Genomic DNA, 13,540 nt, shown 5'->3' with positions numbered 1-13,540 from the left:
AACGCCCATGCTAGCAGCTCATGGGCGCAGGGAAAACGGCTATCGATAGATGGACTTGGTGGATTGTCGAATCATCAAGTCTATCGGTGGTAAACGAGCCTCATGTCGTTCGCCTGACAACAAGTTCAACATCGAACGCGCAGAGACGGCGCCTATCTCTTCAATCGGCTGACGCAATGTAGTTAAAGCGGGCGTAAAGTATTGAGAGGTGGGCAAATCATCAAAACCGACGATGGAGACATCCTCTGGCACTCTAAAACCGTGGTCAGTCAGGGCTTTCATTGCGCCATAGGCCGTTTGATCATTAGCGGCAAACAACGCAGAGAAATGCACTTTAGATTCAATCAGTTCAACCGTTTTCTCATACCCTGTTTCAGAGCTGAAATCGCCCTGTTTGATCAATTTTGGATTGGGTTTGATTTGCGCTTCAGTTAACGCTTTCTTGTACCCGGTAAAGCGTGCCCCCGAATCTGGTTGACTGGAGAGCCCTTTAATGTGGGCAATATTTACATGGCCAAGTTGCAACAGGTGCAGCGTTGCAATATATCCGCCCAGTACATTATCTAGATTCAAGGAGCGAACATTCTCCCCTTGAATGTCATAGCCTACCGCGACAACCGGAATGGATTTCGCCGTGGTGAGAATCGACTGCTCACTCAAGTTGCCCGTCACAACGATGATGCCATCGACGTTGCTTTTCATCAGGTACTCAAGCGCATGAATCTCCAGCTTATTTTGCCAATGTCCAGTCGCTAAAACCAAGGAGTAACCTTGCGCCAGCAATACATTCTCCATGTCATTGAGAATACGACTGGTGTAAGGACTGTCTGGATGCTGAATCAGCACACCAATCGTCATCGAGCGACGAGTGGTGCTTTGCTGCATATGAAAATTGGGCTTGTAACCCAACGTGGTGATCGCCTGCTCGATCTTGTGGCTCTTGTCATCAGACACATAGGTGGTGCGGTTTAAAAAACGCGACACCGTACTAGGCGAGACGCCAGCCAACGTCGCGACATCGTACACCGTGGGGGATTTTTTCTTCTTGTTTGTCATAAGGTTGCTCGGCTCATCATGAGTCACTCACCGTTAGTGGCTGAACTATAATGGGACTGAGTCGTGTACTCAATCCCAACGATTGCGGCTTTGTGAGGTTCAGGCAAAACTCAATGGCAACCAGATATGACATCGCTCTGCCTGCGCCCCCGTATGCGCGTCCCTCATTATTGGTACAGATAAGCGAAAATCATTCCCGGTCTGAAGTATCGCCCTGCGGTGTACTTTAACCCCGTGCTGAGTAACCACTTATGCAGCTCAGCGTGATCCGGCCAATTATCCTTAGCAGCAAACTCGTTAGACGCGAGAGAGCGAATAAACGCATCGGCATCATCCGTCAGATTTGGATTAACACGCCCATCGCTAAGTAGATGACCTAAGTGTTGCAAATACGATACCCACTGCTGAGCGCGAGTCTTATCGATGTCAAATCGCTGCGCCATCGACTCTGGCGTCACCACGACCGAGCAATTGAAACCCTCCGGCGCGGCGAAAGGAATCTTCGCCATTTGGTACAGCGCCTGATAGACGGTATCCATCAAGGTTTCCGCTTGCGTTTGCTTACCCGCCAAACGTAGCGCGGTGGCAACACTGAATTGCACGCCAATCCAGACATCTTGCGCTTGGAATGCCTCGTGAGGACGCCCGTCCGCTAGGGTCATATTCGCCACCCCCAGCTTAGGACTGTTAGAAACAAAGTTAGTTTGGTAGATAAAATCCAAAGTTCGCTCAGTCCGCTGCGGCGCAAACAAGCGAGGTAGCCCCACCAATTGCAGGTAGCTGTCCGCCAGTAAAGCATCACCAAAACTGTTATCTGAATCCTCCACCAGCTCAGCAAACTGAGGGGTAAAGGCGGCGGGTGCGCGGCTCAATAACTGCTGCTTCTTCACTTTACGCTGCGCCCTTTGGCCATCGTCACTCGCCTCGTCGACCTCATCAAGATACGCGTTCAACACCGCGGCATCGCTCACTGCGTCACCACTCACCGCTAACCCCAATCCTTGTAGATCAGCCAAACCTTCTCCTGTCAGATGCTTGGTTTGGACCGGCGTAACGAAAAAGTGGTAATAGCCTTGCTTCTCATCCCATAAGGCACGTTCGAGGGTTGCCAAAGCGCGCTCGCTACGTTCATTGTAACCCTCGCTCAGCGCCATCTCACCAACACATTGAGCTAACTCAGCTGCCGCGCGCAACCCTGCGGCCCATAAGCTACCACAGTAGATAGAGATGCCATGAGACGACAGGTTATCAAACGTATCGTCCGTGCCACGTGTCAAAGGTAGATCCTCACCAGGGCCAATCAGTTGACTGAGGTACTCGATGCTCTCTTTCACCGCCGGCCAGCACTGTTCCACCACCGCCTGATCGCCGGTTTTCTGCCAGTGGCGGTAGACCATCAGGATGTATTTAGGTGCGAGATCCTTCCACTCTTTGACGTTATGCCAACTGTAGGCATCTGGCTGAATATCGTAAGGGCTGCCAAGATCGTGTATCACCGCACCACGCTCGGCACGTGTCCCTTGGTATTTTTCGTCAACCAGCTCAGCGTAAGGTTTGTCTTCATACTCCCAATAGCGACGCAGAGTCGCGTCACTGGCTAAAATCGCCCGCGCAAAATGCTTCATCACCGCCCCATCGAGTTGCGGCAACAAATACAGCAGTGAGAACGAACCGTAAAAATAGACATCCAGTGAGTTAAAGAAGGGATAATCGACACACTCTTTGACCAGCAAGGTATCTTCGACGTCCCACACGGTTGATTCCGCTAAAAACGATAGGCTGTTCATCGCCATCGTCGCGTAACGCTGGGCACTCTCTTGGCCACTAAACTTGGCCACCGCCTGGTCATAAAAGCGTTGTTGCTGGGTGACTATACGCTGCTCTATCTCTGAAAGCTTAGGCAAGGTTTGCGTTAATATCGTTTCAGCGCGTGATGGCTCAGGGAAGTAGCGAGCGTACGCTTTGTGACTTTGCCAACCGTCGAGAAGGATTTTGCTGTGATCCATCACTTGCGCGAAACGCAGCGATTGCGTTTCACCCGGCTCAAGCTTCACCTGAACACAAACTAGAGCACTGAGTGGCTCACGGCCACTGTAGATACCGCGGTCAAAATGATCATTGGTTCGCCCTGTATGCAATGCACGCCACACTTGTTGCTGCGCCTTGCTGGCGTAAACCTGTGATTTAAGCGACACGGTTATCTTGCCCGCTTGAACTGTGCTCGCTGACGCTTGAACGCCGTAGATCACCTCGCCTTCAATATCACTGGCATACGGTGAGTTGGACGCCAAGCGCACACCACTGAACTGCGTCTCACCTTGGTCAAGCACAATCGGTTGATGCTGATGCCCAATCGGGTTTTGCACCAAGTGACAACACGAGTCTTGTACACCATCTCGCGCCTTTTGGTAGGTCGCTCCCATCAAGTTATTCAGCGGCTGAACCACGGTGACCCACTGGGCTTTATTGCTGCGGTTGGTGAGCTGAAATTGGTTCCAGTGCACAGGTAGACTGCAAAGTTCTGGGGCATCTTTGACCACAGGCGAGACCACTTGGCGAGTTAACTCAATATCACCGAGTCCATGATAGTCATACTCCGCCAACGGATACAGCGCCCGATAATGCACTCGACTGGCCTCAACAGAGGGCACCACTGCACCACGCTGCGGTGTCAATGACCACGCGTGGGTCGACCCATTGACTAACAGACCATTAAAAAAGTCGATCGCGACCAGTAACTGAGTCTCAACGCTTGTCTCGTCAGCCTGAATTGCCTGGTGCGTTGCGGCGCTAAATTCAATATTCCAACGTAGAAAATGCTCTTTGTTGATCAAGTAGAACTGACCAGAAAAAATGGTTTCCCTAATTAACGACAATAGCTCATCTTTATTTTTACATTGTGATGTTTCACGTAAAAATATCGCCGGATAGTAATTTAAATACAGTTTCGCTTCAGAAAAATCCGGTATATCCAGATTCTCAACGTGATGTTCATCCATCACAGAAATATAGAAATCGTTGAAGTAGACATCATCCTCTTGGCAATCAATAAATATACCAGGAATGAAACTAAAATTTGGCGTTTTACCTTGCGGCGTTAAGGTGAACGTGTTGCCAATACCACCCACCGCCATCCCTGTATTTTCAGGGGTGGTTGAGATAGGCGTATACCAAGGCTGGATAAATTCAACGGCGTTGCCTTTACTGCACAGAACATCCGATGTACCAAAATATGAAGTGTATGGAATTTTATTTATCATAATGTGAAAACCAACATTGAATATTTATATTCATCAATTAATATCATCTTCAAAGGAGATATTAATATGTTTAAAATCGTTAAAGGGAAATTTGGAGATTTTCACTCCACAACACTCTTAAATTCAAAACTCGGCATCTGCGTCGAAATTATTCAAGACTTTGGTGCCATTATTAACCAATATCGGGTCAATCATAGTCCTTTCTCATTTATTGTTGGCTACAAAGACAGTCAAAATGTGATTCAATCTCACCCTTTTTTCTCTCGTAGTGCCAAACTGTTTCCCTTCCCTAACCGCCTAAAAAACGGTCAATATCACTACCGAGGGCATGACTACAGATTACCGGCAAACTTTCCTTGGTCTGAACATGCCGTACATGGCCTACTTTACAATCAACCGTTTCAAGTCGTTGAGACCGATGCACAAGAGCACTTTGCCACGGCGCGTTTTCGCTATGAGACCGACCATCTTGCCGACGGTTTTCCGTTCGCTTTCCGGCTCGACGTCTGCTATCACATTGATGAGACTGGCCGCCTTCGCTGTTATACCGAGATCACCAATACCGGCGAATCCCCTTTCCCCTATGGCGATGCTTGGCATCCTTATTTTTCGCTCGGTGATTCACTGGCGCAGTGCCAACTGAGCCTAAGCCCTCATCAAGAGGTCGTACACCGCAATGATTTACCCACCGGCGAATACACGAGTAACACCGCCCTCAGTAGCCCAACGACGCTCGCCGATGTCACACTCAATCATTGCTATCGATTTCATCACAGCAGTGATCAATCGCTCACCCTAACCCGAGCGGATCAACAAGCCCGTCTCGACTACCAGCAAGGGGCAAATTACCCTTTTATTCAGCTCTACACGCCAGCGTCGGAGGCGAGTATTGCAATTGAACCTATGTCATGCCCTGCTGATGCGTTTAACAATCACATCGGTTTATTGGAACTTAACCCCGAGCAAACCGCGCAGTTTGAGTGGCAATGCCACGCGCACTATCAGCCACGGCGCTGATGCACCATCGTCGGGGAGGCTAACCTCCCCGAGCATTGGTTAGCCTAGCGTCACCTCAATGCGGTGGTCACCCGCCGCCAATACGGGCACTTTATTGCCCTCGATACGTTCACCATTGACACGTAACTCAGCCACACCCTTATTCACCCGGTTAGGGTTGTCGACATGGATGTGGTACGTGGCACCGCGAAATTGTCGAGTCACACGAAATTCTGGCCACGCTTTGGGAATGCAGGGGTCGATGATCAATCCATCGATGTCCGGTCTTACGCCCAAAATCCACTGTGTGCCCGCGACGTAAGTCCAAGACGAGGTGCCCGATAGCCAAGCATTGCGTCCCAATCCAAACTGCGGATGCTCATCACCCAGAATGTTTTGTGGGTAACAGTATGGCTCCGATTCGAATGTCTCAATCACATCATTTTTCGAGGCAGGATTGATTTGACGATAGTACTGATACGCTCGATCACCATTACCCATCTTCGCTTCGGCAATCATCACCCAAGGGTTGGCGTGCAGGAAGATACCACCATTTTCTTTCGCACCAGGTGGATACGTCGAGACGCCACCTAGGTTAGGATCAAAGCCATTGTAGCCCGGCGTTGACAGCTTAATCCCATTGGCGGTATTGAGTTTCGAGTAGACAGAATTCAGCGCCGTGGTGGCACGCTCGCCATCAGCAAACCCAGAGATCACTGGCCAGCTTTGACCATTGGTGTAGATTTGCCCTTGCGCGTTGATGTGTGACCCAATCGGCTGACCTTGCTCATCAAAATAACGGATAAACCATTCGCCATCCCATCCACATTCATTGACGGTGGATTTCATCTGCTCGTACTGCGCTTGGTATTGCTGCGCACGTTGCTCGTCACCCCGTAAGCGACATAAATCAAGCATATCCAACAGCGCTTTACCGTACATGTTGGCGACCATCATCGACTCGGCGCCAGTGGGTAAGTTAACCGTGTCATTCCAATCCGCAAAACCCAGTAGCGGCAATCCGTGTTGACCGGTGTTGCTGCGCGTAAACTCTATCGCTCGGCATAAATGCTCCCACACTGAGGCAGATTCAAGCGGTTGACCCTGTTTATCTTTTTGATAAAACGGAATCGATTTGTCGAGAAACGCACCGTTGCCAGTCTCTTTGACGTATTGGGTGACGGCATAAATGATCCACAAGTGATCATCGCCATAGTAATCCGGTCGGTCTTCTTCTTCTCGCGAGTCACCAGCATTGGCTTCCATCGTAGAGGGAAAGAACTGGTGCATCGCGGAGCCATCTTGGTTTTGAACCGATAAAAGACGCTCAATAAACTCACGCGCCTCTTCCGGCATATGGGTAATCACGCCCAAGGTATCTTGTGATGAGTCTCGAAAACCAATACCACGCGCACCGTAGCCAAGCTGATACAGAGACAAGTAACGTGACCAGTTCTTAGTAGTATGACACTGACGCGGGTTGTGAATGTTCAGCATCGAGTTCATCGCCGGATCGGGCGTTTCTACCTGTACGGTCGCGAGGTAAGCTTGCCAATGATCGGCTAGCTCAGCAAAGGCTTTGTCCACTTGGGCGTGATCGCGGTATTTCTCCAGCATGGGCGCGGCCTCTGCCAAACTCGACATTTGCGTCAGTTGCACGACGGTGCGCTCACTTGCTTGGGGCTCAATCCAACCCAAACGCAAATTGAGCGCGCCGATGTTGTCGCCACGTAAACACTCGCTGTTGCCAAGTTCATCTGCAAACAGCTTTTCTGGCGCAGCCCAACTGCCATAACCGTGATTTCCGAGAAACACTTGGCGGTCGCCATCGAATGAGGTCGCCACTCGGTCGGCGGTCATCAAGTTGACGGCATAATCGCGCTTCATAAAGGCGTATTGCTCTAAGACGGTATGACCGCTCGCCTGTTGATGCGCGTTGAGCGTCATCGTTTGCGGCACCCAGTCCGCGTTGACGAGCTGCTTAAGGGCATCAAAATGGGTAAATTCGAACACTGGCACGACGTCTACGTGCAACGCCTCGTCACTGATGTTGGTGATTCGGATGTCTTCGAGCAAGACGGGCGCATCTTTGGGTACAAAGAAGGTCGCCTCACAGCGCACCCCATACCCTTCGGCGATGATGGTGGTGTATGACAGCCCGGTATGGTTCTCAAACTTATCGAGAGGTTTGAGCGTCGGCGTATAGAAGGGTGAAAACACCTGAACATCGCCTTGGCGGTTTTTCACCTTTAGGTATAAGGTCGACCCTTTAAACTCTGAGTTAGGCAACTGAGCGATGTATTTGGTGATGCGGTTGAGGGCAGGGTCACCTTTACACAATACCACGCCGCCATTGCTGTCGACCAAGCCGCCAAACTCGAGTGTGCCCACGTAGTTACACCACTTGATTGGCGTACATGGTGTGGTGGCGACGTATTCTTTGTTGTTGTCGTCAAAATATCCGAAATTCATGTCACTATCCCTGGCTCCCCCAAACCGAGGGAGCAAATCATTAAATCGTGTAATAAAGCGAATTAGATTCGCCGTGAGTAGCAGCCTTAACTTGCGAGCGAGTTTTCGCTCAGCGCGTCAAACAGATGAATCGCGTCGAGATCGAGGTATAAAGTCAAATCCTTCACATCGACTTCTGCCGCTTGGGTTTCAACCATCAACGGCTGACCACTGACCTCGGTTTTCAGCAAAATGCTGGCGCCGAGCAGCTCTTTGTCTTTAATGGTGACAGGAATCGGCAGCACGCGGTCATGGTCCACTTGCTCTGCACGCAAATGGATGTCAGTTGGGCGTACACCAAAGTGCAGTGCGAGGTTTTTCGACGCGTGCGCTTTAAAACGCTCTGGCAATGGGATCTCGACGTCGCCAAGGGCAACAAAGAACGCCCCTTGCTTTTCAATCAACTTCGCATCCAACATGTTCATCGACGGGTTACCGATGAACTGCGCAACAAATTTGTTGGCAGGGCGTTTAAAGACTTCGGTTGGCGTACCAACCTGCGCCACATAGCCATCTTTGAGAATGACGATGCGATCGGCGAGCGTCATCGCCTCAATCTGATCGTGGGTCACGTAAATCGTGGTGGTTTTCAGCTCACGATGCAGTTGCTTGATTTCTTCACGCATCACACCGCGCAGCTTCGCATCAAGGTTCGATAGCGGTTCATCAAACAAGAACACCTTAGGTGTACGAACCATAGCGCGCCCCATGGCCACACGCTGGCGCTGTCCCCCCGATAACTCTTTCGGTTTACGATCAAGCAAGGGTTCGAGCTCAAGCATTTTGGCCGCTTTGCGCACTTCAACGTCGATGTCTGGCTTTTTCATCCCTTTCAGTTTGAGGGCAAACGCGATGTTCTCGTACACCGTCATGTGCGGGTAGAGCGCGTAGCTTTGAAACACCATCGCCAAATCACGATCTTTGGCGTCGATTTTGTTCATCAGCTTATCGCCGACAAAAATATCGCCAGAGGAGATGCTCTCCAACCCCGCGAGCATGCGCAGCGTGGTCGATTTACCGCAGCCAGAAGGGCCAAGGAACACCACAAACTCACCATCATTGACGGTAAAATCGAAGTGCTTTACCACGTCCACATCACCAAACGATTTTTTAATGTTACGAAATTCTACTTTAGCCATTAGTTGTTCTCCTCAGCGCGCTCTAGCAACATATTGCGATAAGCAATGGCGCTCTGTTTCAAGGTTCTTTGTTGAGTTTGGTAATCGACATGGACGATGCCGAAACGTTGGTGGTAGCCAAATGACCATTCGAAGTTATCCATCAAGCTCCACGCAAAATAACCATCGACGCGAACGCCCGCTTTGATAGCGTTGTCGACCGCTTCTAAATGCGATTGGAAGTACGCCACACGTTGTGTGTCGTCAACATGGCCCGCGCAGACGTCATCATCACCGGCAGCGCCGTTTTCTGTGATATAGACAGGCGGTAGATTGGCGTAGCGCTCTTTAAAGCGAACCAAGAGATCCGTCAGACCTTGCGGATAAATTTCCCAGCCAATGTGGGTGTACTCCGACTCTTGCGGTTTGATGGTCTCAATCTCACCTTGCTCGTTGTAACGGGCAACGCTGCGGCTGTAGTAGTTCAGGCCAACGTAGTCCACCGGCGCTGAAATCACTGCCAAATCACCATCGAGGATCATCGGCATATTGGCGGCATGTTTTTCCATCACCACCGCTGGGTACTCCCCTTTGAGTACCGGATCCATAAACCAGTGATAACTCTCCGCTTCACAGTAATCCGCCGCGCCTTGGTCTTCTGGCGTGAGTGGGTAAGACGGTGTCGCGTTAAATACAATGCCATGCAAAGAGGCCGGTGCATTGGCGCGCAGGATTGGCATCGCTAATCCGTGGCCAAGCATCAAGTGATGAGACGCTAAAAAGCCCTCTTTGTCCCCTTCGATACCCGGTGCATGAATGCCCCAGCGGTAGCCGAGAAAAGCGGCAACAAACGGTTCGTTAAGGGTGGTGTAAACATCAATTTTGTTGCCAAAATACTCGCTGACAACTTGGGCATACTCAGCAAACTTGTAAGCGGTTTCACGATTTAACCAGCCGCCCTTGTCTTCAAGGTATTGAGGCAGATCCCAATGATAGAGCGTGACATAGACCTTTAAACCACGAGCATGACACTCATCGATGATCTGCTCGTAGAACGCCAATCCTTGCTCATTGACCACGCCGTCTTGTGGCAAAATACGTGGCCACGCCATAGATAAGCGGTAAGCATCCACACCGAGACTTTGAATCATCTCAATGTCTTGTTTCCATAAATGGTAGTGATCGCAGGCGACAGCCCCGGTGTCACCATTGTCGACTTTGCCTGGCACGGCGCAAAAGGTATCCCAAATAGAGGGCGTACGACCGCCTTCATGGATGCCACCTTCGATTTGGTAAGACGAGGTCGCCACACCAAAGACAAATTCCTTACTGCGTAATTTTGAGTCACTTGGAAGTTGATATTTATTCATTTTCTTACCTTATCTAACCTTTTACTGCACCCGACGTTAAGCCGCTGATCATCTGTTTTGACGCGAAGAGATACGTCACTACCAAAGGCAAAATGGAAATGGTGGTCCCCAGCATCACCGCGCCCCATGGCGTATTAGGAATCCCTTGCACACTGCGCAGGGCTTGAGTAATCACGTAGTTTTCTGGCGTCGTCAGTACAACTAAAGGCTGCATGAACATATTCCAGAAGAAGACGAATTGAACGATAGCCAATGTCGCCAACGCCGGTTTCATCAATGGCAAAACCACGCTCCAGTAAGTTCTAAACTCCCCCGCTCCATCCAGTTTAGCCGCTTCAAGCAACTCTTTCGGGATCGAGGCCACAACGTGTTGACGCATCAAGAAAATACCAAACGGCGTCGTAGTAAACGGCAGCCAAACCGCCATGTGGTTGTCAAGCAAGCCAAGGAACTTGACGATCATAAAGTAGGGAATCAAGCTCAGTACGGGCGGGATCATCATGGATCCAACCAACATGCCAAACAGGATATTTTTGCCGCGGAACTTGAACACAGCGAAGGCATAGCCCCCCATGCTACAAAACAGCAGCGAAATCGTGGTGCCTAGAAAGGCGACATAAATCGAGTTAAACATCGCTTGCCAAAAAGGCATGATCTCTTGCAGTTTGGCGTAGTTGATCGCCAAGCTGTCACCGATGGCAAAACTGATACCCGAACCAAAGATCTCGGTGCGGTCGCGTGTGGATAACAGCGCTGACCAAACAAACGGAAACACCGTCACAATCGCAGAGACAATCAGAATGATGCCCAATACGACCATCAGCACCTTAGTGAAAATTTCAATCGCTCGGTCGCTGGGCTTGATGGCTGCCCAAATCGACACTGGCGAAGTCGCAGAGTGAGTCGTCATGGTTATTGCTCCCCTAAGCCTTTTTTACCGAAGAAGAAGAATTGAATCGTGGTACACGCAGCGATCAAGGCAAACAGCAACCAAGAAATCGCCGAAGCGGTGCCCATCTCTAGCCATTCCCAACCCACTTTGTAGAGGTACATAGAGATGGTGAGGCCCGATTGACCCGTACCGCCAGTACCACGTGTCAGAACGAACGGTTCTTCAAATAGCTGTAGGTTACCGATGATGGTCATGGTGACCGCGAAGAAGACAAACGGACGAATCATCGGCAGTGAGATGTTCCAAAAACGGCGCAGCGCGTTGGCGCCATCCATACGGGCAGCTTCTAGGATGTCTTTGGGTATGGTCATCAAGCCTGTGGTGTAGAGCACGATGTTGAAACCGGTGTATTTCCAAAACACCATGATGGCAATCGATGGTTTCACCATAGTCGCATCATCTAACCAACGAATCGGCTGGTACTCATTGACCCAACTGAACGCCCAGCCAAACAGAGAACTGTCAGCCAACGCCATCAAGGTTTGGTTGATGATGCCGGAGTTTGGCGAGTACATGTTGAAGAAGATCAGCGATGCCGCAACGGTTGAGGTAATAAACGGCAGAAAATACGCTGACGTTAACCAATGACGAAGACGGTCACCCATTGACACCAAAATGTACGCCACAGGAATGGCGACAAGGTGCTGAGCCACACCGGATGTGATGGCTAACCACAACGTATTTTTCAATGAGCGCCAAAGCCACGGGTCGGTCAATGCAATGTAGTAGTTCTCATACCCCACATATTGCATCGCGCCGAGTCCTTCGACTGGGTTCCACTCATGAAACGAGAGATAAACAGAAAAAAGTAACGGGAAAATCCCAAATACAGAAAAAATAATCAAAAACGGCAATAGGAATCCGTACGGTGTAAGCGCTTTCAAATTTAGGCGAGAAAAAAGACTCTGACCGGTTGAAGTTTCCATGGCGCTGCTCGCTGCTTGATTCATAGTAACGACCTCTTACCTAGGGAGACGCAGAGTGCGTCTCCCAAACTTAAAACAAACGTTGACTTACAGGTTGCGCGTACGACGCTTGATCAAACGCTCTGCTTCTTGCAGTGCGGTTTTGATGTCTTTGCCTTCATCCAGCACTTCCATCAACGCGTTTTCTAAGATAATAGAGCGCGCGACGTGGTCACCTTTTGCTGGCGCCACTGGCTTGATGTTCTTCGCCACTTCAGCAAACAACAAACGCGCTTTTTGTCCACCGAGGAAGGCCACTTCTTCTTGGAACAGATCGTCATCGTAGGTTGTCACGTTCGCTGGGAACGCAGCAATAGTTTCAAAGTGTTTGAGCTGCACATCACGGTTAGTCGTCATGTATTCAATCAACTTCCACGCTTCGTCTTGCTTAGTCGATTGTGTCGGAATAGAGAGGAATGAACCGCCCCAGCTGCCGTAGATGCCATCTGGTAGGTTCGATACACCCCACTTACCGGCGGTGTCTGGTGCGATCCAGTTATTTAGGTGACCCAATAGCCAAGCACCTGACAACTGCGTGGCGAATGTGCCATTACGGAAACCTTCGTACCACTCGTTTGACCATGCCAAGATACGACCATCTAAGCCTTTGTCACGGATCTGCTTCGCCACTTCGAACGCATGAACAAAGCGCTCAGACGTCACCACAGGCTCGCCTTTGGCATCAAAGTACAGACCTTCGCCTTCCGGCACAGTTGTAAAGATAATCGCTTGCGCAACGTCCGCTGCAGAGGCAATCAACTGGACATTTTGTGCTTTAAGTTTTTCACCCGCCGCGATGTAAGAATCCCAATCTTTAATGGCTTCATTGACATCAATACCAGCGTTTTCAAAAATGTCCGTACGGTAGTACATCACACCTGGGCCTAGGTCGACGGGGACACCGTAGACATCACCATCACCGCCCTTGCCTTGTGTCCATGCATAAGGCGCAAAGCGATCGGCGTATTTGTCTGCCCCATATTGCTCAGATAAGTTCACCAAACCGCCAGAGGCAACAAACGGACCGATTTTTTCGACATCGACTACGATCACATCACCTGCGCCCGACCCTGTTGCCAAGTTGGTGGTCAACTTGGTGTGGTGGTCACCATGGTTGTTCATCAGGTAGTCGACCTTGATGCCAGACTCTTTTTCAAATTCAGGCAGAAGCACTTTTAAGCTGCTGTCAAAATCTGGAAATCCATCAAAACGAATTTGACTGTCTGCTGCTGTCGCTGTGGCAGCAAGCCCGAGTGCAACCGCGCTCGAAAGCGCTAAGGTCTTAAATTTCATGTCTTATCCTTAATCTTGT

At 50.1% G+C, this 13,540-nt stretch carries 9 protein-coding genes; 1 reads left to right on the top strand and 8 read right to left on the bottom strand.

Annotated elements, in window-relative coordinates; all coding sequences use genetic code 11:
• Positions 1–39: 39 nt before the first annotated feature.
• Positions 40–1,056, bottom strand: coding sequence for a LacI family DNA-binding transcriptional regulator (locus AC6R0R_RS05880; RefSeq protein ID WP_500626040.1), 1,017 nt, complete (start codon positions 1,054–1,056; stop codon positions 40–42).
• Positions 1,057–1,223: 167 nt separating this feature from the next.
• Positions 1,224–4,316 (bottom strand): GH116 family glycosyl hydrolase, encoded by a 3,093-nt coding sequence (locus AC6R0R_RS05875; protein ID WP_500626039.1) that lies wholly within the window; start codon positions 4,314–4,316, stop codon positions 1,224–1,226.
• Between the two features lie 66 nt (positions 4,317–4,382).
• Between AC6R0R_RS05875 and AC6R0R_RS05870 the strand changes: the two genes are divergently transcribed.
• Positions 4,383–5,333, top strand: coding sequence for an aldose 1-epimerase (locus AC6R0R_RS05870; RefSeq protein WP_500626038.1), 951 nt, complete (start codon positions 4,383–4,385; stop codon positions 5,331–5,333).
• Positions 5,334–5,372: 39 nt separating this feature from the next.
• Here AC6R0R_RS05870 and AC6R0R_RS05865 read toward each other — a convergent pair whose 3' ends face one another.
• The 6 genes from AC6R0R_RS05865 to AC6R0R_RS05840 all read right to left on the bottom strand — a co-directional run bounded on the left by AC6R0R_RS05865 (position 5,373) and on the right by AC6R0R_RS05840 (position 13,521).
• Positions 5,373–7,784, bottom strand: coding sequence for a glycoside hydrolase family 94 protein (locus tag AC6R0R_RS05865; protein ID WP_500626037.1), 2,412 nt, complete (start codon positions 7,782–7,784; stop codon positions 5,373–5,375).
• An 86-nt stretch (positions 7,785–7,870) separates the two neighbouring features.
• On the bottom strand, positions 7,871–8,962 hold the full coding sequence (locus AC6R0R_RS05860) for an ABC transporter ATP-binding protein (RefSeq protein WP_487903504.1): 1,092 nt from the start codon (positions 8,960–8,962) through the stop codon (positions 7,871–7,873).
• Positions 8,962–10,311 carry a GH1 family beta-glucosidase gene (locus tag AC6R0R_RS05855; RefSeq protein ID WP_500626036.1) on the bottom strand — a complete coding sequence of 450 codons (1,350 nt, stop codon included), beginning with the start codon at positions 10,309–10,311 and terminating at the stop codon, positions 8,962–8,964. The genes AC6R0R_RS05860 and AC6R0R_RS05855 overlap by 1 nt, the downstream gene beginning before the upstream one ends.
• A gap of 13 nt (positions 10,312–10,324) precedes the next feature.
• Positions 10,325–11,221 (bottom strand): carbohydrate ABC transporter permease, encoded by an 897-nt coding sequence (locus AC6R0R_RS05850; protein WP_334552683.1) that lies wholly within the window; start codon positions 11,219–11,221, stop codon positions 10,325–10,327.
• Positions 11,222–11,223: 2 nt separating this feature from the next.
• On the bottom strand, positions 11,224–12,189 hold the full coding sequence (locus AC6R0R_RS05845) for a carbohydrate ABC transporter permease (RefSeq protein WP_420378211.1): 966 nt from the start codon (positions 12,187–12,189) through the stop codon (positions 11,224–11,226).
• An 87-nt stretch (positions 12,190–12,276) separates the two neighbouring features.
• On the bottom strand, positions 12,277–13,521 hold the full coding sequence (locus AC6R0R_RS05840) for an extracellular solute-binding protein (RefSeq protein ID WP_500626035.1): 1,245 nt from the start codon (positions 13,519–13,521) through the stop codon (positions 12,277–12,279).
• Positions 13,522–13,540 lie beyond the last annotated feature (19 nt).

It is taken from the genome of Vibrio sp. R12-SW3-ISO1, from assembly GCF_059834005.1.
The sequence above is the reverse complement of the archived record's forward strand: the minus strand, read 5'-3'. Positions and strand labels throughout refer to the sequence as shown.

Excerpts from the sequence above, each read along its gene's own strand:
- AC6R0R_RS05880 (WP_500626040.1), bottom strand. The coding sequence starts at position 1,056 with ATGACAAACAAGAAGAAAAAATCCCCCACGGTGTACGATGTCGCGACG.
- AC6R0R_RS05875 (WP_500626039.1), bottom strand. The coding sequence starts at position 4,316 with ATGATAAATAAAATTCCATACACTTCATATTTTGGTACATCGGATGTT.
- AC6R0R_RS05870 (WP_500626038.1), top strand. The coding sequence starts at position 4,383 with ATGTTTAAAATCGTTAAAGGGAAATTTGGAGATTTTCACTCCACAACA.
- AC6R0R_RS05865 (WP_500626037.1), bottom strand. The coding sequence starts at position 7,784 with ATGAATTTCGGATATTTTGACGACAACAACAAAGAATACGTCGCCACC.
- AC6R0R_RS05860 (WP_487903504.1), bottom strand. The coding sequence starts at position 8,962 with ATGGCTAAAGTAGAATTTCGTAACATTAAAAAATCGTTTGGTGATGTG.
- AC6R0R_RS05855 (WP_500626036.1), bottom strand. The coding sequence starts at position 10,311 with ATGAATAAATATCAACTTCCAAGTGACTCAAAATTACGCAGTAAGGAA.
- AC6R0R_RS05850 (WP_334552683.1), bottom strand. The coding sequence starts at position 11,221 with ATGACGACTCACTCTGCGACTTCGCCAGTGTCGATTTGGGCAGCCATC.
- AC6R0R_RS05845 (WP_420378211.1), bottom strand. The coding sequence starts at position 12,189 with ATGGAAACTTCAACCGGTCAGAGTCTTTTTTCTCGCCTAAATTTGAAA.
- AC6R0R_RS05840 (WP_500626035.1), bottom strand. The coding sequence starts at position 13,521 with ATGAAATTTAAGACCTTAGCGCTTTCGAGCGCGGTTGCACTCGGGCTT.